Genomic DNA, 26,800 nt, shown 5'->3' with positions numbered 1-26,800 from the left:
CCCGACGGGTGCGGTTTCGGCACGTCTGTACGGTCTGGGCGCCGATGTGCGGTCTCGCGGGAGTCCGGATCAGGACGGGGGCAGGTCCCCGGTCCGGTCTGCCGCGCCGCGCAGCTCATTCCACCGGAAGACCGACACCGCGGTCTGGGAGGCCCCCGCGGTGGTCTCCCCGGGCCCGGCCCAGCGGTAGGTCACCTGGATCGCGGCGTCGTCGATGCGCTGGACCCGCGGGGCGAAGCCGTAGGCCCGCTCGGTGGCCGGCCCGATGAACTCGCCCCGGTGGAACAGCAGGATCTGATACGGGGAGGACCCGGTGGGCCCCTGGATGCCCACCGTGATCCAGGACAGCTGCGCGCAGTCGCTGAAGCCGCCGGTGTCCGCCGTGGACGCATCCCACGCCCACCGCTCGCCATCGTCGAACTGCGGGACCTGGGGCAGGGCCGACTCCTGCGCCTGCTGCGCGGTCACCGAGGCGCAGGAGGCCTCGGCCGCGGTCGGATCATCCGTGGGCAGGGTGTCCCCGGTGTGGCCCGGTCCCGGGGCCAGGGTGGCCAGGGTGCTCGGCGCCGGCGCAGGCTCGGAAGGGGATGCCACCGGGGGAGAGGGGGCGGCGACCGACGACGACGCCGTCGACGACGTCACGGGGCTGCTCGTCGATGGATCGGCGTCGCTCCCGGGGGAGGTGCCGCAGCCGCTGAGCAGCAGCAGTCCGGCCAGGGCCAGGGGCGAGAGTCTCGAGGGGCGCATCTGCGGCACCTTCCTGGAGGAGGGGTTCTTCACCCCTGAAGTTAGCAGAGGTGAAGGACATCACACCATGGGTGACCTGCCGAGAATGCCATCCCACCGCATCCGAGCTTCGGCTCCTGTGATGGAATAGGGTGATGAGCACCACCACACCCGATCCCCGTGACCGGTCACCGCAGCCTGGGAAGGAGCTGGGGGAGCCCGCGGGCTTCCGCGTCCCCGCCGGGGACCCGTCGCTGCCGCTGGAGCGGGTGTGGCCCCCGTTCGGGCTGCGCCTGGAATCCCCGCGGCTGGTGCTGCGGCTGCTGCGCGACGCGGACCTGCCGGCCTACCTCGCCGCGACCACCGAGCCCATCGCCCACACCCGCAGCAATCCCTTCAGCAGCCCGTGGAACGAAGGGACCCCGGAGCAGAAGGCGCACGCCAGCTTCGCGTGGCTCTGGGAATGCCGATCCCGGATGGACCAGGCCGACCTGATGCTGCTGTTCGGCGTGTTCCTGAAGACCGACGCCGGTGAGGTGCTGATCGGGATGCAGGACGTGGGAGCCCGGGACTTCACCCTCCTGCACCAGGTGAGCACGGCGAGCTGGCTGGTCCGGGCCCACCAGGGCAAGGGCCTGGGACGGGAGATGCGCGAGGCCGTGCTGCTGTGGGCCTTCGACCACCTCGGCGCCCGGGCCGCATCCAGCGGCGCCTACGCCTGGAACGACGCCTCCCGGGCGGTCTCCGAGAAGCTCGGGTACCGACCCAACGGCACCCACCTGGTGCCCGACGCCCACGGGCGGCAGGCCGAGGAGGAGGTGCGCTACCGGGTGGCGGCCGAGGAGTTCGTGCGCCCCACCTGGGACCTGCGGGTCACCGGGCACCGGGAGTTCGCCGCCTACGCCGGGATCGGCTGACGCCATCGATCGACTGACGCCAGGCCGGACGGAAACGGCCAGGGCCCCCGGCGGTGCGCCGGGGGCCCTGGTCTCAGATCGAGCGGGGACGGAGGGTCAGTGCCACATGCCCAGCACGAACATCCAGCCGCCGCCGACCAGGGACCAGATGAGGATGTTGGCCACCGAGGCGATGAACGAGACCCGGAACCACTCGCTGGTCGGCACGTAGCCGGAGCCGAAGATCACCCCGGCCGGCCCGGAGGCGTAGTGGCTGATGCCGCCGAAGAGGTTGCCGATGAAGCCCAGCGCCAGGGCCGCGAGCATCGGCGGGGTCCCGGTGGCGATGGCCGCCCCGAGGAACACCGAGTACATCGCGACGATCTGGGCGGTGTTGGAGGCGAACAGGTAGTGCACGTAAAAGTACACCAGGCTCAGCACCGCGAAGGCCGCGATCCACGGCAGCCCGCCGACCAGGGAGGCCACGCCGTGCCCGATCCAGTCGATCACGCCCAGGTCGTTGAGCTGGGTCGCCATGCCCACCAGCACGGAGAAGAAGATCAGCGTGGACCAGGCCCCGGAGTTCTTCGCCATGTCCTTCCAGGTCAGCACCTTGGTGACCAGCAGGATCGCGATGCCCAGGAAGGCCGCCGCCGTCGCGTTCACGTGCAGGGTCGACCCCAGGACCCACAGCACCAGCAGGAGCACGAAGGTGGCCAGCATGACCCATTCGCCGCGGGACATCGGCCCGAGCTCGGCCAGCTCCTTCTTCGCCCGTGACGGGGCCTCGGGGGTCTGCTTCAGGGTCGGGGCGTAGATCTTGGACATCAGCCACGGCATGACCGCCAGCGCCACCAGCCCCGGTACGATCGCGGCCAGGGCCCAGGTGCCCCAGGAGATCTCCACGCCCTGCTTCGCGGCGAAGCCCACGGCCAGCGGGTTGCCGGCCATGGCGGTGACGAACATCGCCGAGGTGATGGTGTTGACCTGCACGGAGGTCAGGGAGAGGTAGGAGCCCAGCCGACGGCGCGACTCGGCGTCGTCCGGGCGGGAGCCGTTGACCTCCGCCAGGGACTTGATGATCGGGTAGACGACGCCGCCGGCGCGCGCCGTGTTCGACGGGGTCGCGGGCGCGAGGACCAGGTCGGTCAGGGCCATCCCGTAGGACAGGCCCAGGGAGGACCTGCCCAGCACGGAGACGAACATCAGCGCGATGCGACGGCCCAGCCCGGTGATCAGGAAGCCGTCGGCGATGAAGAACGCCGCGACGATCAGCCAGATCGAGGCGTTGCCGAAGCCCTGCAGGGCCTCCTTGGAGGCGTCCATGGTGCCGGTGATCATGGCCGCGGCCAGACCGATCAGCGCCACGGAGGCGGTGGGCAGCGGCTGCAGGATGAGCCCGAGGATGGTCCCGGCGAAGATCCCGGCCATGTGCATGCCCCGCGGATCCACGCCGTCGGGCACGGGCAGGAAGTACACGACGACGGTGACCAGGAGGATCGCCGCGATCTTGATGATCATTCCCGTGGGCGGTCGCCTGGCTTCCGAAGCGGCGGTGGTGCTGGTCTTCTCGGCGCTCATCTGTTGCGACCCTCCCGTGGCGATCTCGGCGTCGGTGCGCGGGCCCGGCGCCTTCGGCCGACGGCGGACCGAGCCCGTCCCCGATGCTACTCCGCCGGCACCCGCTTTCTGTTGTGTTTCCGTGGGTTCGTGTGCGTCTGTGCGGGCAGGACGTGCTCTCCGGTGCGATCCGTGGCCAGGGCCAGCGAGGAGATGTACTGGATCTCACCGGCCGGACCGGGCCGGGCGGAGGCGATCATGTCCGGACGCTCGAACTCCAGCCCGGTCACGCAGCAGCGCAGCCGCTCATCGGTCGGGTTGCCCTCACCGTCGTACATCGGCACGGCCACGCCGTCATCGGTGCGCCGCAGGTAGTACCGTCCCCCGGTGACCACGGCCAGCACCGGGGTGCACACCACCGCCAGACCCACCGCGAACAGCGCCGAATACGGCTGGACCCCGGATCCGAAGGCGCCGAAGTACACGGCGATGGACACCCCGGCGGAGATCAGGAAGGCGCCGAAGCCCACCGGGTTCACCGCATAGAGCATCCCGCGGCGGAACTCCGGCTGCTTCGGGGAGATCCCCAGCAGCATCTTGTTCACCGCGATGTCCGCGGCCACCGTGGTGATCCAGGCGATCGCGCAGTTGGCGTAGAAGCTCAGCACCGCGCTGAGCATCGCGAACATGTCCGCCTCCATCAGCGCCAGCGCGATGCCGAGGTTCACCAGGACGAACACCAGCCGCCCCGGATACCGCCGGGTCAGCCGCGTGAAGCTGTTGGTCCACGCCAGGGAGCCGGAATACGCATTGGTCACGTTGATCTTGATCTGCGAGATCACGACGAGCACCACCGCCAGCGTCATCGCCAGCCACCCCGGCATCATCTCCCGGTACACCCCCAGGAACTGGTGCACCGGCTCCTCGGCGTGCGGATCCGTGCCCGGCACCGCGTGGGAGATCAGCCAGACCGCCACGAACATCCCGATGATCTGCTTGGCCGCACCGAACAGCACCCACCCGGGCCCGCCCAGCACCAGCGCGGTCCACCAGGCCCGCCGGTTGCGACCGGTGCGCGCGGGCATGAACCGCAGGTAGTCGATCTGCTCGGCGATCTGCGCCATCAGCGACAGGCACACCCCCGCCGCCAGCATGACCGACGCCGTGCTCACCCCGGCCTGACCGGAGCGGCCCGTGTACGCCAGGAAGGTCCCCACCGCGTCCGGGTCGCGCTGGACCAGGTACACCAGCGGCACCACCATCAGCACCAGCCACAGCGGCGTCGTCCACACCTGCAGCTTCGCCAGCGCCTTCATCCCGTAGGCCACCAGCGGGATCACCATGACCGTGGAGATCAGATACCCCACCGGCAGGGGGATGCCCAGACCCAGCTTCAACCCCTGGGCCATGATCGAGCCCTCCGTGGCGAAGAAGATGAACGTGAAGGAGGCGAACACCACGTTGGTCAGCACCGAGCCGTAGTAGCCGAACCCCGAACCCCGGGTGATCAGGTCCAGGTCCACGTTGTACCGGGCGGCGTAGTAGGCCAGCGGGAACCCGGTGACGAAGATGATCACCGCTGCCACCAGCACACCCCACACCGCGTTGGCCGTGCCGTAGGAGATCCCGATGGTCGCCCCGATCGAGAAGTCCGCCAGGTAGGCGATGCCGCCCAGGGCGCTGATCGCGACGACCGCGGGACTCCAGGTGCGGTAGGAGCGCGGGGCGAAGCGCAGGGTGTAGTCCTCCAGGGACTCCCGGGTCCCCGCATCGGGTGCGGCGGGGGCCGGGGCCCCGGCGGTGCCGGGGGCGGAGAGGGTCTGGGTCATCGGGGCTCCTCAGGTGCGCGGGTGCGGTGCAGCGGCCTGAGTGCGTGCGGGCCGCCGGGATGCCCGCCATCCTCCCGCGCCCGGATTTCACCGCCATCAGCGGCGTGTTTCCGCGGCGTCATCGGGTCCCGGCGGACCCGGAGAGACCCGAAACACCCGGGAAACAGCCGCCGCCTAGTCTCGAGCCCATGATGCTCAGTCCCTCGGACACCGAGAAGCTGCTGCTGGCCGTGGCCGGGATGGTGGCCCGCGAGCGCCTGCAGCGCGGCGTCCTGCTCAACCACCCCGAGGCTGTCGCCCTGATCTCCTGCTGGGCCATCGAGGGCGCCCGGGACGGACGCGGCGTCGCCGAGCTCATGGCCGAAGGACGCCACGTGCTCACCCGGGATCAGGTCATGGACGGGGTCCCCGAGATGATCCCGGACATCCAGGTGGAGGCCACCTTCCCCGACGGACGCAAGCTGATCACCATCACGGAGCCGATCTCATGATCCCCGGGGAGATCCTGCCCGCCGAGGGCGAGCACGAGCTGCTGGGCGAGCGCCCCGTGACCACCCTGACCATCACCAACACCGCCGACCGCCCCGTGCAGATCGGCTCCCACTACGAACTCAGCCAGGTCAACCCAGGGCTGAACCTGGACCGGGAAGCAGCCCGCGGCCACCGCCTGGCGATCCCCGCCGGCACCTCCGTGCGCTTCGAACCCGGTGTGACCCGGCAGGTGCAGGCCATCCCCCTGGCCGGCACCCGCACCGTGCCGGGTCTGCGCGCGCCCCTGGACCGCCCCGCACCCCAGGGTGCCGGGCCCGCGACCTCGCAGGAGACGGCATGAGGATCCCCCGCCGCGACTACGCCCACCTGTACGGACCGACCATCGGGGACCGGGTGCGCCTGGGCGACACCGACCTGACCATCACCCCGGAGGTCGACCACTGCTTCGGCGGCGACGAGGTCGTCTTCGGCGGCGGCAAGGACATCCGGGAGTCCATGGGTCAGTCCCGACGCACCAGCGCCGCCGGCCACGGAGAACCCGGGGCGCCGGACCTGGTCATCACCAACGCCCTGGTGCTCGACGCCGCCGGGATCGTCAAAGCCGACGTCGGCATCAAGGACGGGCGCATCGCGGCCCTCGGCAAGGCCGGCAACCCCGAGACCATGGACGGGGTGCACCCCGACCTCGCCATCGGCCCCGGCACCGAGATCCTCGCCGGGGAGGGCAAGATCCTCACCGCCGGCGGCATCGACACCCACGTGCACCTGCTCGGCCCCGGGGCCCTCGAGGAGGCGCTCGCGGCGGGGATCACCACGGTGGGCGGCGGGGGGACCGGGCCCGCCGAGGGGTCCAAGGCCACCACCTGCACCCCGGGGCCGGCCAACCTGATGACGATCCACCGCGGGCTGGACGCGGTGCCGCTGAACATCCTGCTCTACGGCAAGGGCAACACCTCCTCCCTCGAAGCCTGCCGGGAGCAGATCATGGCAGGCGCGGCGGGGCTGAAGGTCCACGAGGACTGGGGTGCCACCCCCGCGGCGATCGACACCGCCCTGCGCGCGGCCGAGGAGCTGGGCATCCAGGTGGCCCTGCACGCGGATTCCCTCAACGAGGCCGGATTCGTGCAGGACACCCTGGCCGCCATCGGCGGGCGCGGCATCCACATCTTCCACTCCGAGGGCGCCGGTGGAGGACACGCCCCGGACATCATCACGGTCGCCTCCCACCCCAACGTGCTGCCGGCCTCGACCAACCCCACCCTGCCGCTGACGGTGAACACGGTGGACGAGCACCTGGACATGCTCATGGTCTGCCACCACCTGAACCCTCGCATCCCCGAGGACCTGGCCTTCGCCGAATCCCGCATCCGCGGCACCACGATGATGGCCGAGGACATCCTGCACGACATGGGGGCGCTGTCCATCACCTCCTCCGACGCCCAGGCGATGGGCCGCATCGGGGAGACCATCACCCGCACCTGGCAGGTGGCCCACGCGATGAAGGCTCTGCGCGGGCGCACCGCCGAGGACGAGGCCGCCCCGGCGGACAACGCCCGGGCCCGCCGTTACGTCGCCAAGTACACGATCAACCCGGCGATCGCCCACGGCATCGACGACGAGGTGGGCTCGGTGACCCCGGGCAAGCTGGCGGATCTGGTCCTGTGGTCCCCGGCCTTCTTCGCCGTGCGACCGGACGCGGTGATCAAGGGCGGCGGCATCGTCCTGGCCCCGACGGGCGATCCGAACGCCTCCCTGCCGACCCCGCAGCCGGTGCTGATGCGGCGCCAGCTGGCCGGGTGGGGGCCCAGCGCGGCGGACCTGGCCACGACCTTCGTCGCCCCGGCGGCCCTGGAGGACGGCCTGCGGGACCGGCTCGGGCTGCGTCGGCGCCTCACCCCCGTCAAGGACACCCGCGGCATCGGGAAGGTGGACATGGTCCTGAATGCCGCGACCCCGCGCATCGACGTGGACTCCGAGACCTTCCGGGTCAGCATCGACGGCGAGCCCGTGCCGCACCGACCCGCCCGCCGGCTGCCGCTGACCCAGCGGTACCACCTGTTCTAGGAGGCTCCCGTGCACACCGAGGTCGAGGCCGCCGCGGACCCGCGGGCCACCGCCGAGCTGCTGCGTCTGCTGCTGGCCGACGCGCGCCTGCCCACCGGGGCACACGCGTTCTCGGGATCCCTGGAACCGGCCCTGCTGGCCGGGCAGCTGCGCCCGGAGCAGATCCCCGGGTACCTGCGGACCCGGCTGCTCAGCGTCGTCGCCGCGGAGGCCGCCGCGGCCGTGCTCGTGGCCCGCAGCCCGGATCGGGGCACCGTGCGTGCGGTGGAGGCGGAGCTTGCCGCCCGCACGCCCGCACCCGCGCAGCGGCGCACCGCGGCCTTCCTGGGGAGGGCCTTGCTGCGCCTGGCCCGCACCCTGCCGCACGCCGTCGCCCCCGAGGCCCTGGACCCGCAGGTCTGCGGGCCCCGACCGCATCGGGGCGTGGCCCTGGGGCTGATCGCGGCGGCCTGGGGCCTGGAGGAGACCGCGCTGGTCACGGCCCTGTGCTACGAAGACGCGCAGACGGTGGCCGCGGCCGCCCTGAAGCTGGAGCCGATGGACCCGGCCGTGCCCCCGGCCTGGATCCTGCGGCTGGCGCCCACGGTGACCCACGTGGTGCGCACCGCCCTGGCGGTCCGGGCCCCGGAGGACATCCCGGCCCTGGCCGCGCCGATGATCGACCACTGGGCCCAGACCCACGACCGACGAGACAGGAGGCTGTTCCGTGCCTGAGCAGACGACCACCCCCGAGACGACCACCGAGAACCCCGCCGCCACCGGCAGCCCCGCCCGCCCCACCCTGCGACTGGGGGTGGCCGGGCCTGTGGGCACCGGCAAATCCTCGCTGATCGCCTCCATCTGCGCCCGGCTGAGCGGACAGCTGAGCATCGGCGTCATCACCAACGACATCTACACCGACGAGGACGCCCGCTTCCTGCGCTCCGCCGGAGTCCTCGACCCCCAGCGCATCCGCGCCGTGGAGACCGGGGCCTGCCCGCACACCGCGATCCGCGACGACGTCACCACCAACCTGATGGCCGTGGAGGAGCTGGAGGAGGACTTCGCGCCCCTGGACCTGGTCCTGGTCGAATCCGGCGGGGACAACCTCACCGCGACCTTCTCCCCGGCGCTGATCGATGCCCAGATCTTCGTCCTGGACGTGGCCGGTGGGGGAGACGTCGCCCGCAAGGGCGGCCCCGGCATCGGACGGGCGGACCTGCTGGTGATCAACAAGACCGACATCGCCGCCTACGTCGAGGTGGACGTCGAGCAGATGGTGGGCGACGCCGCCGCGGCCCGCGAGGGCGCGCCTGTGCTGCCCGTGTCCAAGAACCGCCCCGAGACCGTGCAGGCCCTGTGCGACTGGATCCTGCAGGTCCGGGGCAACCACCTCGCCGGGGTGCACACCCCCGTGGATCCCGGCCCCATGGCCCCGCACTTCCACGCCGACGAGGACGGCGGATACCTGCACACCCACGACGGCGCGGACGAGCCCCACGTCCACGAGCACCCGCACACCCACTCCCACGGGGAGACGGGCGCGGGCCCGGCCGAGGCGTGAGCGCCAGCCGCCCCACCGTCATCGAGATCGACGCGGATGAGCAGGGCCGGGCCCGGGTGACCCGGCTGCAGCCCGGGGACCTGGTCAGCGCCCGCCCCGTGCACCGGGACGGACCGCGGGTGCGCATCGCGCTGCTCGGGCGGCAGATGAGCCTGCTCGGCGGAGACCGGCTGGCCCTGCGCGTGCGCCTGGGACCCGGAGTGAGCGCAGAGCTGATCGAACCGGCCGGGCTGGTCGCCTACGACGCCGGCGGGCGAGCCAGCCGCTGGGAGCTGACCGGCAGCCTGGGCCCCGGGGCACGGCTGCGCTACGACGCCGCCCCCTGCGTGGCCGCCCAGGGCTCGGCCCTGACCCGGGCCACCCGGCTGGAGCTGGCCGACGGCGCCCGGGCCGTGCTGGCCGAGACCCTGGTGCTCGGGCGCTCCGGGGAGACCGGCTCCCCGGTGCGCACCACGACCCGGATCACCCACGACGGCGCCCCGCTGCTGGTGGAGGACCTGCTCACCGGGACCGTGCCCGGAACCGAGACGAGCCTGTGGCGGGACCCGGCCGTGCTGGCCGGACACCGCACCCTCGTGCAGGCCATGGCCCTGGGCTTCGTCCCGGACCCGGAGGGCACGGGGGAGGAGCTGCTACACCTGGCCGGGCCCGGGATCCTGTGGCGGTGGATGGGCGAGCACGCCCACCGCGGCCGCGCAGCCCTGGAGCCGGTGCTGCACCGGTGGCTGGCGGCGATGGACCGCCCCGAGCCCGGTGACCGCCCGGAGGTCACCGGACGCCCCGACCCCCGGTGACCTGACGGGACCTGAGGACGGACAGGCTCCGGACCAGGCGCGGCAGATACACCGCGCAGCCCAGCACGCTGAGCACCAGCAGCCACACGCCCACATACTCCACGTTGAGCCCGGCCAGCAGACGCGGCACCGGCAGATCCGCGTCCGCGGCCAGCTCCGCCGCGGTCACCGCCGCGACCAGCAGCGCAGCCACCGCGGAGATCAGCGTGACCGACGCATCGTAGGCCCGCCGCCGCGCCGGGGCCTCCAGGGCCCACCCGTAGACCCGCCGCACGATGGTGGAATCGGCCAGGTCGCAGCAGGCCATGCCCGCGGTGAACAGCAGCGGCAGCCCCAGAGCGGCCGACCAGGACGCACCCTCGATGGCCTGGGCGGAGATCACCATCAGCCCCACCGAGGCCGCCGTATCGAAGCCCAGCCCGAACAGCAGACCCACCGGATACATACCGCGGGCCGAGCCGATGCCGGACAGCAGGGAACCGAAGATCGCCCCGGCTGGACCCCGAGCCGCACCGGGGCGCTGGCCGCGCTCGCGGCGCAGCAGCAGGACCACGTTCCACACCGCGATTCCCACCAGGAACACCGCGGACACGCTCGGGCCCCACACGCCCGTGAACCGACCCAGGGCCGAGTCCTCGTCCCCGAGCTGCTCCCGCAGCGTCCGCGAGCCGGCCAGCAGCAGCACCACCGCGGCCAGCACCACCGTGGAGTGCCCCAGGGAGAACCACAGCCCGGTGGTTCCTGCCCCACCCCGGCGGCCGCGGGCGTCGTCGGCCCCCATGAGACGACGGGTCACGTTGTCGATCGCGGCGATGTGGTCCGCATCCAGCCCGTGGCGCATGCCCAGCAGGAAGGCCGTCCCGCCCAGCAGCCACAGCCGCCCCTCCGTCCCGGCCGCGCAGGCCCACCACAGCCACGTGCCGGCCAGCAGGAGGAGGACGAACAGCCACGCGCGGCGCACGGCGGGATCGGGGACGCGGAGGGAGGGGGCGCAGGCCTGCTGGGTCATGGGCCCATGATGCCCGGGGCGTGTTGCCCGCAGGTGAACCGCCCGGCCCGACCGGCGCGGCTGTGCCAGCATGGAACCCATGCGCCTGCCCCGCCGCCGCGTCCGCGGCTCCTCGACCTCCGTCGTCGGCGCCGAGGCCCTGAACCTCGGCTACCGCATCATGGACCGGGTGCACGAGCACCGGGAGACGGCCGCCCGCCGGGCCGGCAACGAGCCCGTCATCGTGCCCTTCGTCGGCTACGGCACGACCTCCTGGGTGCGGGTGCTGTGCCGGGCGCTGTACAAGACCCAGCTGTTCACCGAGCTCACGGAGATGCTCACCGGCAACCCCCGCCGCACCAGCGCGGCCCGCGGCTGGCGCTCCTTCACCTCCGTGCCCATCTCCGAGGCGCCGATCACGGTGCGCATCGAGGGTCGGGAGTTCCCCGTGCGGGCCGACGAGGGCGGGGTGCTGGACGTGCGCCTGCCCATCGCCCTGACCCCGGGACAGCATCGGGTCACCCTGGCCATGTCCGGTGCCGAGCCCACCGAGACCACGGTGTACGTGGTCCCGGACGGGCAGCGGATCGGCGTCGTCTGCGATGTGGATGACACCGTGATGGTCACCGCCCTGCCGCGGCCGCTGCTGGCGGCGTGGAACTCCTTCGTGCTCAGCGAGCACGCGCGCATGCCCACCCCGGGGATGCCCGTGCTGCTGGAGCGGATCCACCGGGCCCACCCCGAGGCGCCGATCATGTACCTGTCCACCGGGGCGTGGAACGTGGCCCCGGCGCTGCGCCGGTTCCTCTCCCGCAACGCCTATCCGGAGGGCACCCTGCTGCTCACGGAATGGGGGCCCACGCGCAGCCGATGGTTCCGCTCCGGGGCCGGGCACAAGGTCGGCTTCCTGCGTCGGCTGGCCGAGGAGTTCCCGGACGTGCGCTGGATCCTCATCGGCGACGACGGGCAGCGGGACCCGGACGTGTACAACGGCTTCGCGCTGCGCTACCCGGACCGGGTGGCCGCCATCCTGATCCGCAACCTTACGGTGGGGGAGTCCGTGCTGGCCTCCGGGCGGGTGTGGAGCGATGACCGGGCCAAGCAGATCGCCGCCGGCTCCCTGTGGATGGAAGCCAACGACGGGGCGAGCCTGTCGGACAAGCTGGGTTCGGCCGGGCTGCTCTGACCCGGCCCGCGCCGAACGCTCCCACTACCCCCGCGAGGGGGTCCAGACGGGCAGATCCGGCTGTGAGATGTTCCATGCCGGGCCTCCCGACGGCGCGGCATCGGGGGCGCCGCTGTGGACAACCGAGACCGCCCCGCGGAAACCCGCGGCCGCGCCTGGGGATAACCCCGAGCAGGGGTGTTGAGCACACTATCTGGGGGTCCTTGCAGGGGTCGCCACTAGATGTAGTATTGGAGCCGTTCCGCCGCCCACGAGCGCGACCCGCCGCATCAGGCCCGCGCGCACCCGTTCCGAGCGGATCCATCCCAGCAGTCTTCGGAGGAGCACCATGTCTGTGACCGTGTACACCAAGCCCGCCTGCGTCCAGTGCAACGCGACCTACCGCGCCCTGGACAAGCGGGGCATCTCCTACGACGTCGTCGACGTCACCGAGGACGCCGCCGCCCTCGAGCGGATCAAGGAACTGGGCTACCTGCAGGCCCCCGTCGTGATCACCGAGGACGACCACTGGTCCGGCTTCCGCCCGGACAAGATCGCCGCCCTGGAGGCCACGCTCGTCTCCTGAAGCCCCCGCCTGCACGCGCGGGCACCGGTCGGCCGCCTTCCTCCACGAGCCGCCCGCGGACCGCGCACGCACCCCCAGGACGCGCCCGACCGACGTCGTCCACCGCACCACCCCTGTGAGGAATGAGGTCGAAGTGTCCACCGCCGCGGACTCATCGCACACCATCGATCCGAACACCCCGCCGCACCCCCGGGCTGCGGCGCAGCAGGACCCCCTCGTCGTCTACTTCTCCTCGATCTCCGGCAACACCGCCAAGTTCGTGGCGAAGCTGGGCTTCCCGACCGTGCGCATCCCGCTGCGCACGGGGGAGGACACCCCGATCATGGACCGGCCGTTCGTCCTGTGCGTGCCCACCTACGGGCGTCCCCGCTCCGGGGAGACCATCCCGCCGCAGGTCATGAAGTTCCTGCGCGAGCCCCGCAACCGCGAGCTGATGCTCGGCGTGATGGGCGCGGGCAACACCAACTTCGGGGAGGACTTCGGCATCGCCGCGGACAAGATCGCCGCCAAGTGCCAGGTCCCCGTACTCTACAAATTCGAACTCATGGGCACGTCCGAGGACGTGACCCGCGCACACGAAGGACTCACCGCGTTTTGGACACGAAACTGCCCGCCGCTGCCGGCATGACCGACGAGGCCCCCGCCGCCGACAAGACCATCCCCGAGAAGTACAAGGGCCTGGGCTACCACGAGCTCAACGCCATGCTGAACCTCTACGACGCGAACGGCATGATCCAGTTCGACGCCGACCGGCAGGCCGCCCGCCAGTACTTCCTCCAGCACGTGAACACCAACACCGTGTTCTTCCACGACCTGGAGGAGAAGCTGGAGTACCTGGTGGAGAACCAGTACTACGAGCCGGAGGTGCTGGAGCAGTACAGCTTCGAGTTCATCAAGGGCCTGTCCAAGCTGGCCTACTCCAAGAAGTTCCGCTTCCCGACCTTCCTCGGCGCGTTCAAGTTCTACACCTCCTACACGCTGAAGACCTTCGACGGGCAGCGGTACCTGGAGCGCTTCGAGGACCGGGTGGTCATGGTCGCCCTGACCCTGGCCCGCGGCGATGAGCAGCTGGCCACCGAGCTGGTGGAGGAGATCATCTCCGGGCGCTTCCAGCCGGCCACCCCCACGTTCCTCAACGCCGGGAAGAAGCAGCGCGGCGAGCTGGTCTCCTGCTTCCTGCTGCGCGTGGAGGACAACATGGAGTCCATCGGGCGCTCCATCAACTCCGCCCTGCAGCTGTCCAAGCGCGGCGGCGGGGTGGCCTTCGCCCTGACCAACCTGCGCGAGTCCGGCGCCCCGATCAAGAAGATCCAGAACCAGTCCTCCGGGGTCATCCCCGTGATGAAGCTGCTGGAGGACTCCTTCTCCTACGCCAACCAGCTCGGGGCCCGCCAGGGCGCCGGGGCCGTGTACCTGCACGCCCACCACCCGGACATCTACAAGTTCCTGGACACCAAGCGGGAGAACGCGGACGAGAAGATCCGCATCAAGACCCTCTCCCTGGGCGTGGTCATCCCGGACATCACCTTCCAGCTGGCCAAGCGCAACGAGGACATGTACCTGTTCTCCCCGTACGACGTCGAGCGCGTCTACGGGATGCCGTTCTCGGACATCTCCGTCACGGAGAAGTACTACGAGATGGTCGATGACTCCCGCATCCAGAAGAAGAAGATCAACGCCCGGGAGTTCTTCCAGACGCTGGCGGAGATCCAGTTCGAGTCCGGCTACCCGTACGTGATGTTCGAGGACACCGTGAACCGGGCCAACCCCATCCAGGGCAAGGTCATCATGTCCAACCTGTGCTCCGAGATCCTGCAGGTCTCCGAGCCCTCCGCCTACGACGCGGACCTCGGCTACGCCGAGGTGGGCAAGGACATCTCCTGCAACCTGGGCTCCCTGAACATCGCCCACACCATGGACTCCCCGGACTTCGGCAAGACCATCGAGACCGCGATCCGCGGGCTCACCGCCGTGTCGGACATGTCCGACATCGACTCCGTGCCCTCGATCGAGCGGGGCAACCGGATGAGCCACGCCATCGGGCTGGGGCAGATGAACCTGCACGGCTACCTGGCCCGCGAGGAGGTGTTCTACGGGTCCGAGGAGGGCATCGACTTCACGAACATCTACTTCTACACGGTGCTCTACCACGCGATCCGCGCCTCCAACCTGATCGCCAAGGAGCGGGGGGAGTCCTTCGTGGGCTTCGAGGACTCCGCGTACGCCTCCGGGGAGTTCTTCGACAAGTACATCCGGCGGGAGTGGGCCCCGGCCACGCAGAAGGTGCGCGAGATGTTCGACGGCGTGCACGTCCCCACCCAGCAGGACTGGGAGCAGCTGCGCGAGCAGGTGCAGACCCACGGGATGTACAACCAGAACCTGCAGGCCGTGCCGCCGACCGGGTCCATCTCCTACATCAACGGCTCCACCTCCTCGATCCACCCGATCGCCTCGAAGATCGAGATCCGCAAGGAGGGCAAGCTGGGCCGGGTGTACTACCCCGCGCCGTACCTGACCAACGACAACCTGGAGTACTACCAGGATGCCTACGAGATCGGGTACGAGAAGGTCATCGACACCTACGCCGCGGCCACCCAGCACGTGGACCAGGGCCTGTCCCTGACCCTGTTCTTCCGGGACACCGCGAACACCCGGGACATCAACAAGGCCCAGATCTACGCGTGGCGCAAGGGGATCAAGACGATCTACTACTCGCGGCTGCGCCAGCTGGCCCTGGAGGGCACCGAGGTCGAGGGCTGCGTGTCCTGCATGCTGTGAGCGGCCCCGCCCGCCGCCGTCGTCGAATCCGCCACCACGCACAAGGAGCACCGAGAACGCCATGATGAGCGAGAAGGTCGAACTGGTCCACCAGGTCGAGGCGATCAACTGGAACCGCCTCCAGGATGAGAAGGACCAGGAGGTCTGGGACCGGCTGGTCGGGAACTTCTGGCTGCCGGAGAAGGTCCCGCTGTCCAACGACGTCCAGTCCTGGAACACCCTGAACGAGGAGGAGAAGCAGCTGACCATGCGGGTCTTCACGGGCCTGACGCTGCTGGACACCATCCAGGGCACCGTCGGGGCCGTCTCCCTCCTGCCGGATGCGATCACCCCGCATGAGGAGGCAGTGTACACGAACATCGCGTTCATGGAGTCCGTGCACGCGAAGTCCTACTCCTCGATCTTCTCCACCCTGGCCTCCACCAAGGAGATCGACGAGGTGTTCCGCTGGTCCCGGGAGAACCCGCACCTGCAGAAGAAGGCCAACATCGTCATGGACTACTACCAGGGCGAGGACCCGCTGAAGAAGAAGGTGGCCTCCACTCTGCTGGAGTCCTTCCTGTTCTACTCCGGGTTCTACCTGCCGATGTACTGGTCCTCCCACGCGAAGCTGACCAACACCGCGGATCTGATCCGCCTGATCATCCGCGACGAGGCCGTGCACGGCTACTACATCGGGTACAAGTTCCAGCGGGGCCTGGAGAAGGAGTCCCCGGAGCGCCAGCAGGAGATCAAGGACTACACCTTCGAGCTGCTGTTCGAGCTGTACGAGAACGAGGTGGCCTACACCCACAGCCTCTACGACGGCGTCGGCCTGTCCGAGGACGTGAAGAAGTTCCTGCACTACAACGCCAACAAGGCCCTGATGAACCTGGGCTACGAGGCGATGTTCCCGGCGTCGGTCACCGACGTCTCCCCGGCGATCCTCTCCGCCCTGTCCCCGAACGCCGACGAGAACCACGACTTCTTCTCCGGCTCGGGTTCCTCCTACGTGATCGGCAAGGCCGTGAACACCGAGGACGAGGACTGGGACTTCTGATCCGCTGACTCCCGTCCCGCGAGGACGCAGAGGAGCCCGGCCCGCCCCCATCCGGGGTGCGGACCGGGCTCCTCTGCGTCTCCGGGCTTTCCGAGTGGCGCTGGGCTTTCCGAGTGGCGCTGGGGCCTGCGGTCCTGTATGACGGAGATCATGAGCATTCCCGATCCCACCGAGCAGTTCGAGCGCGTGGACCGCCACGTCAAGGACAACGAGAAGACCCACGTGGTCATGCTGGCCACCCGCTACACCAACCCCATCGCCGAGGTCTGGGACTCCCTCACCGAGCCGCAGCGCCTGGCCGACTGGTTCGGAACCGTCACCGGGGACCTGCGCACCGGCGGGAGCTTCGCCGTCGAGGACCGCGGCGTCACCGGCACCATCCAGTACTGCGACCGCCACCGGGCCATCCAGCTGGAGTGGACCGAGGCCGAGCGCACCGGGAAGGTCGCCGTCGCGGTGACCACTGGGGTCACCGGGACCTCAGTGACCGTGCGGCACACCGTGGCCGATGACCAGCGGTGGGGCGAGTACGGGCCGGCCGAGCTCGGCGTCGTGTGGGATGAGGCCCTGGCCGCCCTGGACGTGCACCTGTCCGGCAATATCGGGCACACCCGCGAAGTCCTCGAGCAGATCCACGCCGAGCAGGGCGAGGATGCCCTGCGCGGTCGGCTCGTGGAGGCTTGGCGTCAGGAGCACGTGGCCGCCGGCGCCGAGGAGGATGACGCGCGGCAGCGTTCCGAGGCCGCGGCGCGGCTGCTCGGCTGAGCCGCCCGCTCATCCCTCCGTCGAGGCCCGCCCCGCTGAGGTCAGATGACCTGCGGGCGGGTCCCGCGCGGCAGCAGCCGGGCCAGCACCGTGCCGACGATGACGCCGATCGCTAGGTCGTGGGTGGCCACCGTCAGTCCGACGGTGGCCACCAGCACGACGGTGACCGGCCAGGGGGAGCGTTTGAGGGTCCGCGGGGCCACCGAGTGCCAGTCGAAGGTGGTCACGGCGATGAACACCATCACCGCGGTCAGCGCCGCCATCGGCATCGCCGCCAGCAGGTCCGCGAGCACCAGGGCGAGCATCAGCACCGAGCCGGCCGCGGCCAGCGTGGACAGGCGGGTCCGGGCCCGGCCGTGCCGGACGTTGATCATGGTCTGCCCGATCATCGCGCACCCGCCCATCGCGCCGAAGCATCCCGCGGCGATGTTCGCCGTGCCCAGCGCCCAGGCCTCCCGGGTCTTATCCGAGCCCGTGCCGGTGATGTCATCGACCAGGCGGGCGGTGAGCAGTGACTCCACCAGCCCGACCACGGCCATCGCGGCCGCGATCGGCACGATCGCCGTCCACGCGCCCGCATCCGTGGGCAGGCTCGGCAGCCCGAGGCTGGGCAGGCCGTGGGGCAGCGCGCCGCGGTCCCCGACGGTCGGCACCGTCCACCCCAGCAGCCACGCCGCGGCCGTCACCACGACGACGGCGGCCAGCGGCCCCGGCACGGCCGTGCTCAGGCGGGGGAGCAGGAAGACCACGAGCAGCCCGAGGGCCACCAGCGGGTACACGGCCCAGGGGACGCCGATCAGCTCCGGCAGCTGCGAGGTGAAGATCAGGATGGCCAGGGCATCCACGAACCCGCGCATCACCGCCGGCGGGATCAGCCGCATCAGCTTCGCCGCCCCGCACACCGCGAGCACCACCTGCAGCGCCCCGGAGAGGATGACGGCCAGCAGGTAGGCCTGCACCCCGTGGGAGCGGACCAGGGGAGCGGCGACCAGCGCGACCGAGCCTGCCGCGGCCGAGACCATGCCGGGGCGCCCGCCGAGCACCGAGGTCACCACCGCGACGATGACGGCGCCGTACAGCCCCATCCGCGGGTCCAGCCCGGCCACCACCGCGAAGGCCGTGGACTCCGGGATCAGCGCCAGGGAGGTCATGAACCCGGCGGTCACCTCCCGCCCCAGCACCCGTGGGTGACGCAGCGCGTTGAGGACGGCGCCGCCTTCGGACGGGTCGGTCTGATCGCGCCCGGAAGACGGGGTGGTGGTGGGCACGGGCGGGGACCTCGGTTCGAGACGGGAATGAGGGGGGCGGCGCTGTTCGAGGATACCCCCGCGCCCGGGACGGGCACCTGCTCGGTTTCCCGAACCGGAATAGGGGCCACAGCGAGCGTCGGGGCTGGACTAGGCTGGCCGGGAATCGGGAGAAAAGGAGGCGCCGGTGCGCATCGAGCGGGTGGAGGCCGCGGCCCCGGGTGCCGCGGACTACGCGCGGACCCTGGAGCTGCTGCGCGCCGTCGGGCGCGGGGAGCACCCGGAGGTGCTGCGCCTGTCCCGTCCGGCGCCGGTGGTGGCCTTCGGGCGTCGGGATGAGCTGAACTCCGGCTTCGCCCGGGCGGCATCGTCCGCCGCGGCTCACGGCTTCGAACCGTGGGTGCGCAAGGTCGGCGGGCGGGCTGCGGCCTATCACCGGGACTGCCTGATCGTGGACCACCTGTGCCCTGACGCCGATGCCACCGGCGGCAACCAGCGCCGCTACCGCGAGTTCGGGGCGCTGTGGGCGCGGGCCCTGGCCGACCTGGGGGTCGACGCCGGGGTGGGGGAGCTGCCGGGCGAATACTGTCCCGGGGAGTTCAGCGTCCACGGCGCGGCCGGTGGCATCGGACCGACGAAGCTGGTGGGCACCGCGCAGCGGGTGGTGGCCGGCGCCTGGTGGTTCTCCGCCGCCGTCGTCGTGGACCGGCGGGAGCCGCTGGCCGCCGTGCTCACCGAGGTCTATGCGGCCCTGGGTCTCGAGCTGGATCCCGGCACCGTGGGAGCGGTCCGGCAGCTGATCTCCGAGGCGAGGATCGAAGACGTCGAGGATGCCGTGCTGGAGCAGTATGCCGCGTGGGAGCGGGCCGCCCGGGGCGGGCTCGGGTGAGCGGGCGCGGTCGGCCTCATCGCCCGGATGGCGTGTGAGCTCGAAGTGCACACGGCGGATGGCATCGGGTCGGAGGTCTAAGGTGGAGGCCGAAGATCGGGATCGCGATGAGCAGGGTGAGCGTGATGAAGCCGGCCACCGTGCCGGCCGCCGACACGACGATCGCGGTGGAGCCCTGCCACTTGGCCTTCCGCCTCTGACACACGCCGATGATGCCCAGGAGTAGGCGATCGGCAGCAGGATCACGCCGAACAGCCCCAGCAGGGGGACACGGAGGAAGATCAGCTCGGTGCCGAGGATCGAGCAGACCAGCGCGATGATGCCGACGACGTTGGATCCGGTCCTTCCCGGCGGGAACGGGGGGTCCCGTCGGGGACCTGCGGGTGGCCGCCCGGGAGGGGTAGGCCCGCGGGACCGGATTGCCAGCTCGGGTGGGGACCGTGGGGTGTCTCGGAGACGGGGCATCTCCCGCGGGGCGAGACGGGATGAGGGTGCACAGGACATTACCGGGTTCTCCCACGGTATGGGAGAGGCGACGTCGGCGTGGCATCGCGAGCCCGCGGAACACGGCGTGGAGGGGTCTTCGTCGCGTGGGAGCGGAAGAAGGACCATGTTGCGCGGCAGGGAAAATCCGGATGGACGCAAAGAGCCCCGGCATCGCTGGGATGTCGGGGCCCGAGGCGGATCGCGAGGGCGATCAGGAAACGAAGGTCACCTCATGGGTGTCCAAGCTGTCCGGATCGATGATCGACAGGTCGAAGCTGATGTCCGACGGATCGGCCACCTGGTAGACAACGTCGAAGGTCAGATCCTTGCCGGGCTGGATCTTCCCAGAAGGAATCTCGATGTTCTGCGCGGAATCGAAGACGGAGTCAGCCTGCTTTCCACCCGACTGGACCGTGGAGCTGATGCCCATGGCATCGATGGCCTTGTCGGTGCCGTTGTGCACGGTGATGGTGAACTTCCGAGCCTGTCCATCGCCCTGGACGGAAGCGCTTTCCGAGGGGGTGAACTCCTGCGGTTCGCCCACGGTGGCCTTGAGACCATCATCCCACTGGACGGTCTGGCCGAACTTGCCCGTCTCCTCGGCGGCGGAACCCGCCGCGGCGGAGGAGGACGCTGAAGTGGACGGCGAGGTATCACTATCCTGCACGGCGTCGTTGACGGCGTTGGCGATGACGAGGAAGAACACGAGCAAGCCGATCAGCGTCCCGACCACCGACACGATGATCGCGGTGATCCCTTGCCACTTGACCTTGCCCTTCAGGCACACGGCGACGATGCCCATGATGAAGCCCACCGGAAGCAGAATCCATCCCAGGGCCAAGATCCCGGGGATGCAGGCCAGGATGGTCCCGAGGATCGCGCAGATCATGGCGATGATGCCGACGACGTTGCGCGCCTTGCTCTGGGGCGCAACCTGGGGAGCGCCGTAGGGGGCCTGCGGGTAGCCGGCCTGCTGCTGGCCACTCTGGTGGGTGGGGGCGGGGTAGCCCTCGGGGGTGGGCTCCTGGCTCGGGTGGGAGCCGTGGGGGTTCTCGGACACGGGGGATCTCCTGTTGGTGCGAGATGGATGGGAACCCGAAGAACCTTACAGGTTTTTCCCAGGGTGTGGGGGAGGCGACGTCGGCGTGGCATGATGGCCGTCGGACGAGGGGAGACGCCGAGGACTGGGAGAGGGGGACCGGCGATGTGCGGACGCTACGTGATCGCCCGGGCGGCGGGGGACCTGCTGGCCGGGGTGGAGCTGGAGGAGAGCTGCGCGGACTACAACGTCGCTCCCACGCACACGGTGCCCATCATCGTGGACCACGCCCAGGAGGACGGCACCCGGCGACGCGCCATCCACCCGGCCCGCTGGGGCCTGCTGCCCCGGTGGGCGAAGGACGAGACCTTCTCCTCCCGCACCTTCAACGCCCGCAGCGAGACCGCCGCGACCAAGCCCGCCTTCCGCCACGCCGCCGCCGCCCAGCACTGCGCGATCCCCGCCAACGGCTACTACGAGTGGCTGCGCACCGAGGTCCCCGGCCGCAAGACCCCCGAGAAGACCCCGTACTACGTGCACCCTTCCGCCGAGGAGCAGAGCATCTACTTCGCCGGCCTCTACGACTGGTGGCGCATCCCCAGCGGCCCCGACGAAGGACAGTGGCTGCTCTCGGCGACCATCCTCACCATGGACTCGCCCTCTGCCGAGGAGGCCGATGCCCGGGACTCCGAGACCCTGCGCCAGCTCTCCCGGCTGCACGACCGCCTGCCGATCCCCCTGGAGACCACCGGGGACCCGCAGGACGGGCTGAGCACCTGGCTGCGCACCGCCGCCGAGGGCGCCGAGGCCGCCCAGCGGGCCATCGACGCGGTGCGGGAACGAGCCTACGATGTCGCCGCCGCATGGCGCCTGCGCGAGGTGGGACCGGCCGTGGGCAGCCCCCGGAACAACGGGCCCGAGCTGCTGGAACCGGCGGGGCAGCGGCGGCTGCTCTGAGCAGTCACGGCAGACACAGCAGACCCGTCAGACGCGCGCGGGCCGAGCGCACCTCGGTGCGATCGGGCCCGCGCGGCGGCGTCCCGTGGGAGCCTAGAGCTCATCCTCCTCGGGGAACCACCGGCGGAAGTCCAGGGTCAGGTACAGGGCCAGCGCCGCGGCGTTGTCCTCGCTGATCCGCAGGGCCACGTGCTCGAACCCCTCCTCCTTCAGCTCTGTGATGGCCACGCGCAGCAGCTGCTCGGCGAAGCCCTCCCGGCGCCGGGAGGACTCCGTGAACAGCTCGAAGATATACGGCGAATCCGGCAGGTCATCGCCCACCCGGGACTCCAGCACCAGGGCGGCGGCGATGATCCGGCCCGCATCATCCACCACCACGGGGGAGGCCTTCGGCAGCACCGCGCCGTACTCGCCGTCGAACATGTGGTGCAGGATCTCCAGAGCGTGGGCCTGGGAAGTCACCGAACCGTCATCGTAGGCCGTGAAGAACAGCCGGGCCAGGCCGTCGGCGTCCTGGCGGGCCACCGGACGGGTGCTGACCGTGACCGGGCGGGTGGACGTCCACGTGTCCCCGATCAGCGTGATCTTTCCGCTCATGGGTTGCTCCTTCCGGGAGAGGGTGCCTCGGGTCCCGCGCCGAGGATCGGGCGGGACCGGGGTGGGCGCCCGGGAACCTGCACGTCAGTGTACCCGGCGCCACATGGGGACCGGGCAGATGACCGTCTGCGTCCGCTCAGGGCCGCGTTCAGGGCCGCCCCGGACCTCACGCGGGCGACACCGGATTGCCCGGCAGGGCCCCGGCGCGGGCCAGCAGCTCGCCCAGCCCGTGCAGCACCTCCCGGGAGTCGTTGCCCAGGGCGTCGTGGTGCAGCGTCGGGGAGGTCCACAGGTCCAGCGACCCCACCGACGCCGCGGTCTGTCGGGCCGCGTCGAAGTCCACGTACACGTCGTGCTCATACGCGCTGGCCGCCACCGGCACCTCGTTGCCCCGCAGAACCCGCAGGTCGTAGAGCCGCCCCCAGTCCTGCTTGGCCGCCAGCAGCTCGGCGACTTCCCGCAGCGGGCGCAGCGCCGGGTCCAGGCGGAAGTGCCACGGCTGGATCATCTCCCCGGTGAACAGCAGCGGGCGGGCCGCCGGGGAGAACTCCGGCAGCTCCTTCCGCACCCGCTGCGCCGCCCACGCCGTCGCCGTGCCCGGGCCATCCGCGTAGATGGCCTCGTGCATCAGGGCGTACAGCGGGTGCCCCGCGAAGCCGACGACGCCGGCCGCCTCCGCCAGGAAGCCCTCCGCGAGGCCATCCGGGCCCTCGGCGAAGGCCGACTCCAGCAGGTAGTGCAGCCGGTGCACCCGCCCGGTGCCGCCCAGCAGCATCCCGACGCTCTGGAACCGCTCCGGGCTCAGCGGAGACCCATCCGGCAGCAGCGCCTCCCGCCCCGCCAGCAGATCCGCGATCCGCCCGGCCCGCTCGGCATCCTCCGGGTACCAGGAGAGGAACTCCCGGCTGCGCTCGGCCATCCGCCGATACGTCGCCCGGTAGACCTCCTCGGGGCCGCGGTGGATCGGGGCCAGGCCCGCGGTCATCCAGCAGTGCAGCAGGGACTCCGGGGCGAAGGACAGGTAGGTCAGGGTTAGGAAGCCGCCGAAGCTCTGCCCCAGGCTCGCCCACCGGGTCTCCGGTTCCCCGGCCAGCAGCGTCGCGCGCACCGCCTCGGCATCGGCCACGATGTCCGGGGCGCGGAAATGCTCCAGGTACGCCGCCTGCGCCGCGGCGTCGCCCTCCCGGGCCAGGGACCCCGCGCTGAGCGGGGTGGACAGGCCGGTGCCGCGCTGATCCAGCAGCACCACCCGGTAGTGCGGGGCGAGCAGCCCCAGCCACCCGGAATCCGACGCCGGGCGCGGGGAGGCCATGCCCGGCCCACCCTGCAGGTACACCAGGTACGGCCGACGCCGCACCGGCACCGGCGCCTCCGGATCAGCACTCGTGGCCACCCGGGCGAAGACCTCGATCTCCCGGTCCGCCACCGCCTCCGGCACCGCCGGATCCTCCGGGTGGGTCCAGACCCGGGCGTGCGCCAGCGGCACCCGGAACCGATGCTCGCTCAGGTGCAGGCTCCCGACCTCGTGCACGGGACCGGCCCGGTGCGGCACCGGGGCCGCACCGGGCGCGGGCAGGATCCGGCTCATCGCCGCACCCCCTCGGCACCGCCGGTCGGCGCCTGCCCCTCCAGCAGGTCCTCGACGGCCTCCAGCGGCCCGGCCTCGGCGAAGGGACCGACGTGCCCGATGCGCAGCACCGGGGCCCCGGCCTCATCCGAGGCCGCCAGATCCACCACGGCCGTGATCCCGTGGTCGTAGTTCTCCTCCGGATCCGCGAAGGCCAGGCGCACCCGCCAGATCCCCGGCTGCGCGTCATCGATCATCAGGTGCTGCGGGGAGCGCGCCTGCGCGTCCGTGAACAGGTCGTCGTAGGCCTCGAAGTACTCATCCATCGCATCGGCCCACCGGTCGGCATCCCACCCGCAGTCCCCGTCCAGGGAGCCCAGGGTGCGCTCGCGCTCGTCGGCGAACAGCTCCACCCGCCGGAACAGGGCGTTGCGCACCATGACGCGGAAGGCCCGCGGGTTGTCCGTGACCTTCGGGGCGGATTCCGCCACGAGCTCCTCCAGGGACTCCGGCTCGGGTGCCGCGTCCTCTCCGGCGCTCAGCCGCTCCCACTCGTCGATCAGGGAGTTGTCCGTCTGGCGGATCAGCTCGCCCAGCCACGCGATGAGATCCTCCAGCTGCTCGGTCAGGGCCGCCGGGGGCACCGTCTGGCGCAGGGCCCGGTAGGCGTCCGAGAGGTAGCGCAGCAGGATGCCCTCCGAGCGGGAGAGCTCGTAGAACTGCACGTACTGGCCGAAGGACATGGCCCGCTCGTACATGTCGCGTACCACGGACTTCGGGGACAGCTCGAACTCCGCGATCCACGGCGCCCCGGAGCGGTAGGTCTCGAAGGTCTGCTCCAGCAGCTCGGCCAGGGGCTGCGGGTAGGTGATCCGGTCCGCGGCGTTCATCCGCTCCGTGTACTCCATGCCCTCGGCCTTCATCGCGGCGATGGCCTCCCCGCGGGCCTTGCGCTCCTGGCCGATGAGCACCTGCCGCGGGTCATCCAGGGTCGCCTCGATCACGGAGACGGCGTCCAGCGCGTAGTCCGGCGACTCCCGATCCAGCAGCTCCAGGGCCGCCAGGGCGAAGGGGGACAGCGGCTGGTTCAGCGCGAAGTCCTCCTGCAGCTGCACGGTCAGCGCCACCGGGCGGCCCTCCTCATCCGGGCGATCCAGGCGGCGCAGGACGCCGGCAGCCAGCAGCTCCCGGTAGATGCCCAGGGCCCGGCGGATCATCTCCCGCTGCCGGGCCGGGGTCTCGTGGTTCTCCCGCAACAGCCGGCCGGCCGCGGCGAAGGGGTCCCCGGGCCGGTGCAGCAGGTTCAGCAGCATCGAGTGGGTCACCCCGAAGGAGCTGGTCAGCGGCTCAGGCTCGGCGGCCACCAGCTGCTCGAAGGTCTGGCGCGACCACGTCACGAAGCCCTGCGGGGGCTTCTTCCGCTTGCCCCGCAGGGACTGCTCGATCCGCTTCTCGTCCTCCCCGAAGCGGTTCCTGGCCTTCTCCAGCAGCTTCGCGTTCTCGATCTCGTGCTCCGGGGCCTGCACGACGACGGTCCCGGCCGTGTCATATCCGGCCCGCCCGGCCCGTCCGGCGATCTGGTGGAACTCCCGGGCCTTCAGCCGCCGGGTGCGGCGTCCGTCGAACTTGGACAGGGCCGTGAAAAGCACCGTGCGGATCGGCACGTTGATGCCGACGCCGAGGGTGTCCGTGCCGCAGATGACCTTCAGCAGCCCGCGCTGGGCCAGCTGCTCGACCAGCCGCCGGTACTTGGGCAGCATCCCGGCGTGGTGCACCCCGATGCCGTGGCGCACCAGCTTGTTCAGGGTCTTGCCGAAGCCCGCCGAGAACCGGAAGCCCGCGATCGCCTCGGAGACCGCCTGCTGCTCCTCCTTGGACAGCACCGCGATGCTCATCAGCGCCTGGGCCTGCTCCATGGCCTGGGCCTGGGAGAAGTGGACCACGTACACCGGGGCCCGGTCCGTGCGCACCAGCTCCTCGATGGCCTCGTGCACGGGCTGCTCCGAGTAGTAGTAGTGCAGCGGGATCGGCCGCTCCGAGGAGGTCACGTAGGCCGTCTCCCGGCCCGTCAGCTCGCTCAGCTCCCGCCGGAACCGGGTCACATCCCCCAGGGTCGCGGACATCAGCAGGAACTGCGCCTGCGGCAGCTCCAGCAGCGGCACCTGCCACGCCCAGCCCCGCTGGGGATCCGAGTAGAAGTGGAACTCGTCCATGACCACCTGGCACAGATCGGCCCCCGCGCCCTCGCGCAGCACCACGTTCGCCAGGATCTCCGCGGTGCAGCACACGATCGGCGCACCGGCGTTGATCGAGGAGTCCCCGGTGACCATCCCGACGTTCTGCGCGCCGAAGATCGCGCACAGGTCGAAGAACTTCTCCGAGACCAGCGCCTTGATCGGCGCCGTGTAGTAGGAGCGCTGCCCGCGGGCCAGGCCCGTGAAGTGCGCGGCCACCGCGACCGTGGACTTCCCGGAGCCGGTCGGGGTGGCCAGGATGACGTTGGCCCCGGAGGCCAGCTCCAGCACCGCCTCCTCCTGCGCCGGGTACAGCTGCATCCCCCGGGAGTCGATCCACCGGGAGAAGCCGTCGGCGATCTCCTCCGCGGTCAGCGGATTCGAGGCGAAATCTCCCCGGAAGTAGCGGCGGTCGTCATCGGCGAGGCGGGGGTCCAGGGCTTCGAGCAGTCTCATCGGGCCCGAGTCTACCGACCCGCCCGGGTCGGCCCCGCTTGCGCCCGCCCGACCCGACCCCGCCGCCTCGGCCGGGTTGGGTCCCGCCGCCACCATACTGGAG

General features: G+C 71.0%; 24 protein-coding genes. 15 read left to right on the top strand and 9 right to left on the bottom strand.

Annotation, left to right across the window (positions count from 1 at the left end; all coding sequences use genetic code 11):
- Positions 1 to 69: 69 nt before the first annotated feature.
- A complete protein-coding gene (locus NQ707_RS02110) occupies positions 70 to 747 on the bottom strand; it encodes an LppP/LprE family lipoprotein (RefSeq protein WP_404434518.1) in 678 nt (225 codons plus the stop codon).
- 134 nt (positions 748 to 881) lie between these two features.
- Here NQ707_RS02110 and NQ707_RS02105 point away from each other — a divergent pair, with 134 nt between their 5' ends.
- Positions 882 to 1,643 carry a GNAT family N-acetyltransferase gene (locus NQ707_RS02105; RefSeq protein WP_404434516.1) on the top strand — a complete coding sequence of 254 codons (762 nt, stop codon included), beginning with the start codon at positions 882 to 884 and terminating at the stop codon, positions 1,641 to 1,643.
- 96 nt (positions 1,644 to 1,739) lie between these two features.
- Here NQ707_RS02105 and NQ707_RS02100 read toward each other — a convergent pair whose 3' ends face one another.
- Together NQ707_RS02100 and NQ707_RS02095 are read right to left on the bottom strand one after the other, a co-directional pair.
- On the bottom strand, positions 1,740 to 3,203 hold the full coding sequence (locus NQ707_RS02100) for an anion permease (protein WP_100462957.1): 1,464 nt from the start codon (positions 3,201 to 3,203) through the stop codon (positions 1,740 to 1,742).
- Positions 3,204 to 3,289: 86 nt separating this feature from the next.
- The gene (locus NQ707_RS02095) at positions 3,290 to 5,011 is read right to left on the bottom strand and encodes a cytosine permease (RefSeq protein WP_075515291.1); all 1,722 of its coding nucleotides are present in this window, start codon (positions 5,009 to 5,011) and stop codon (positions 3,290 to 3,292) included.
- Positions 5,012 to 5,199: 188 nt separating this feature from the next.
- On the opposite strand from NQ707_RS02095, the gene NQ707_RS02090 reads away from it, so the two are divergent.
- From NQ707_RS02090 to NQ707_RS02065, 6 genes are read left to right on the top strand one after another with little or no spacing between them, the layout of a single operon-like run.
- Positions 5,200 to 5,502, top strand: coding sequence for an urease subunit gamma (locus NQ707_RS02090; RefSeq protein ID WP_075515292.1), 303 nt, complete (start codon positions 5,200 to 5,202; stop codon positions 5,500 to 5,502).
- Positions 5,499 to 5,843: an urease subunit beta gene (ureB, locus tag NQ707_RS02085; RefSeq protein ID WP_100462956.1), complete on the top strand. Its 345-nt coding sequence runs from the start codon at positions 5,499 to 5,501 to the stop codon at positions 5,841 to 5,843. Before NQ707_RS02090 ends, ureB begins: the two co-directional genes overlap by 4 nt.
- The gene (locus NQ707_RS02080) at positions 5,840 to 7,567 is read left to right on the top strand and encodes an urease subunit alpha (RefSeq protein WP_100462954.1); all 1,728 of its coding nucleotides are present in this window, start codon (positions 5,840 to 5,842) and stop codon (positions 7,565 to 7,567) included. The genes ureB and NQ707_RS02080 overlap by 4 nt, the downstream gene beginning before the upstream one ends.
- A 9-nt stretch (positions 7,568 to 7,576) precedes the next feature.
- Positions 7,577 to 8,281, top strand: a complete 705-nt coding sequence (locus NQ707_RS02075) for an urease accessory protein UreF (protein WP_197939446.1) — start codon at positions 7,577 to 7,579, stop codon at positions 8,279 to 8,281.
- Positions 8,274 to 9,110 (top strand): urease accessory protein UreG, encoded by an 837-nt coding sequence (gene ureG / locus NQ707_RS02070; RefSeq protein WP_100462953.1) that lies wholly within the window; start codon positions 8,274 to 8,276, stop codon positions 9,108 to 9,110. Before NQ707_RS02075 ends, ureG begins: the two co-directional genes overlap by 8 nt.
- Positions 9,107 to 9,904 carry an urease accessory protein UreD gene (locus NQ707_RS02065; protein ID WP_100462951.1) on the top strand — a complete coding sequence of 266 codons (798 nt, stop codon included), beginning with the start codon at positions 9,107 to 9,109 and terminating at the stop codon, positions 9,902 to 9,904. The genes ureG and NQ707_RS02065 overlap by 4 nt, the downstream gene beginning before the upstream one ends.
- On the opposite strand, the gene NQ707_RS02060 is transcribed toward NQ707_RS02065, so the two are convergent.
- A complete protein-coding gene (locus NQ707_RS02060) occupies positions 9,879 to 10,913 on the bottom strand; it encodes a HoxN/HupN/NixA family nickel/cobalt transporter (RefSeq protein ID WP_165869960.1) in 1,035 nt (344 codons plus the stop codon). The two genes, NQ707_RS02065 and NQ707_RS02060, sit on opposite strands and share 26 nt — an antisense overlap.
- Positions 10,914 to 10,992: 79 nt before the next feature.
- Here NQ707_RS02060 and NQ707_RS02055 point away from each other — a divergent pair, with 79 nt between their 5' ends.
- The 6 genes from NQ707_RS02055 (at position 10,993) to NQ707_RS02030 (ending at position 17,225) form a co-directional block, all read left to right on the top strand.
- Positions 10,993 to 12,078: an App1 family protein gene (locus NQ707_RS02055; RefSeq protein WP_404434503.1), complete on the top strand. Its 1,086-nt coding sequence runs from the start codon at positions 10,993 to 10,995 to the stop codon at positions 12,076 to 12,078.
- Between the two features lie 328 nt (positions 12,079 to 12,406).
- Entirely contained in the window at positions 12,407 to 12,643 is a 237-nt protein-coding gene (gene nrdH, locus NQ707_RS02050) for a glutaredoxin-like protein NrdH (RefSeq protein ID WP_075515299.1), read from the top strand.
- Positions 12,644 to 12,806: 163 nt separating this feature from the next.
- Positions 12,807 to 13,271 carry a class Ib ribonucleoside-diphosphate reductase assembly flavoprotein NrdI gene (gene nrdI, locus NQ707_RS02045; protein WP_404434697.1) on the top strand — a complete coding sequence of 155 codons (465 nt, stop codon included), beginning with the start codon at positions 12,807 to 12,809 and terminating at the stop codon, positions 13,269 to 13,271.
- Positions 13,268 to 15,421: a class 1b ribonucleoside-diphosphate reductase subunit alpha gene (gene nrdE, locus NQ707_RS02040; RefSeq protein ID WP_075515300.1), complete on the top strand. Its 2,154-nt coding sequence runs from the start codon at positions 13,268 to 13,270 to the stop codon at positions 15,419 to 15,421. The genes nrdI and nrdE overlap by 4 nt, the downstream gene beginning before the upstream one ends.
- Before the next feature lie 64 nt (positions 15,422 to 15,485).
- Positions 15,486 to 16,460, top strand: coding sequence for a class 1b ribonucleoside-diphosphate reductase subunit beta (nrdF, locus tag NQ707_RS02035; protein ID WP_075515336.1), 975 nt, complete (start codon positions 15,486 to 15,488; stop codon positions 16,458 to 16,460).
- 150 nt (positions 16,461 to 16,610) lie between these two features.
- A complete protein-coding gene (locus NQ707_RS02030) occupies positions 16,611 to 17,225 on the top strand; it encodes an SRPBCC domain-containing protein (protein ID WP_404434500.1) in 615 nt (204 codons plus the stop codon).
- Positions 17,226 to 17,266: 41 nt separating this feature from the next.
- Here the strand turns inward: NQ707_RS02030 and NQ707_RS02025 are convergent, their stop codons facing one another.
- Positions 17,267 to 18,493, bottom strand: a complete 1,227-nt coding sequence (locus NQ707_RS02025; protein WP_404434496.1) for a SulP family inorganic anion transporter — start codon at positions 18,491 to 18,493, stop codon at positions 17,267 to 17,269.
- Positions 18,494 to 18,659: 166 nt separating this feature from the next.
- On the opposite strand from NQ707_RS02025, the gene NQ707_RS02020 reads away from it, so the two are divergent.
- The gene (locus tag NQ707_RS02020; protein WP_404434494.1) at positions 18,660 to 19,361 is read left to right on the top strand and encodes a biotin/lipoate A/B protein ligase family protein; all 702 of its coding nucleotides are present in this window, start codon (positions 18,660 to 18,662) and stop codon (positions 19,359 to 19,361) included.
- 697 nt (positions 19,362 to 20,058) lie between these two features.
- Here the strand turns inward: NQ707_RS02020 and NQ707_RS02015 are convergent.
- A complete protein-coding gene (locus NQ707_RS02015) occupies positions 20,059 to 20,907 on the bottom strand; it encodes a tripartite tricarboxylate transporter TctB family protein (RefSeq protein WP_100462943.1) in 849 nt (282 codons plus the stop codon).
- Between the two features lie 144 nt (positions 20,908 to 21,051).
- On the opposite strand from NQ707_RS02015, the gene NQ707_RS02010 reads away from it, so the two are divergent.
- Entirely contained in the window at positions 21,052 to 21,843 is a 792-nt protein-coding gene (locus NQ707_RS02010) for an SOS response-associated peptidase (RefSeq protein WP_100462942.1), read from the top strand.
- A gap of 93 nt (positions 21,844 to 21,936) precedes the next feature.
- On the opposite strand, the gene NQ707_RS02005 is transcribed toward NQ707_RS02010, so the two are convergent.
- The 3 genes from NQ707_RS02005 to NQ707_RS01995 form a co-directional block, all read right to left on the bottom strand.
- Positions 21,937 to 22,440, bottom strand: coding sequence for a GNAT family N-acetyltransferase (locus NQ707_RS02005; RefSeq protein ID WP_100462941.1), 504 nt, complete (start codon positions 22,438 to 22,440; stop codon positions 21,937 to 21,939).
- A gap of 166 nt (positions 22,441 to 22,606) precedes the next feature.
- Positions 22,607 to 24,028, bottom strand: coding sequence for an alpha/beta fold hydrolase (locus NQ707_RS02000; RefSeq protein WP_404434491.1), 1,422 nt, complete (start codon positions 24,026 to 24,028; stop codon positions 22,607 to 22,609).
- On the bottom strand, positions 24,025 to 26,697 hold the full coding sequence (locus NQ707_RS01995) for a DEAD/DEAH box helicase (protein WP_404434489.1): 2,673 nt from the start codon (positions 26,695 to 26,697) through the stop codon (positions 24,025 to 24,027). The genes NQ707_RS02000 and NQ707_RS01995 overlap by 4 nt, the downstream gene beginning before the upstream one ends.
- Between the last annotated feature and the right edge of the window lie 103 nt (positions 26,698 to 26,800).

The organism is Rothia sp. BD8 (genome assembly GCF_044878465.1).
Taxonomy (GTDB): domain Bacteria; phylum Actinomycetota; class Actinomycetes; order Actinomycetales; family Micrococcaceae; genus Rothia; species Rothia kristinae.
Note: the sequence above shows the minus strand (reverse complement) of the source record. Positions and strands in the feature narration are given on the sequence as shown.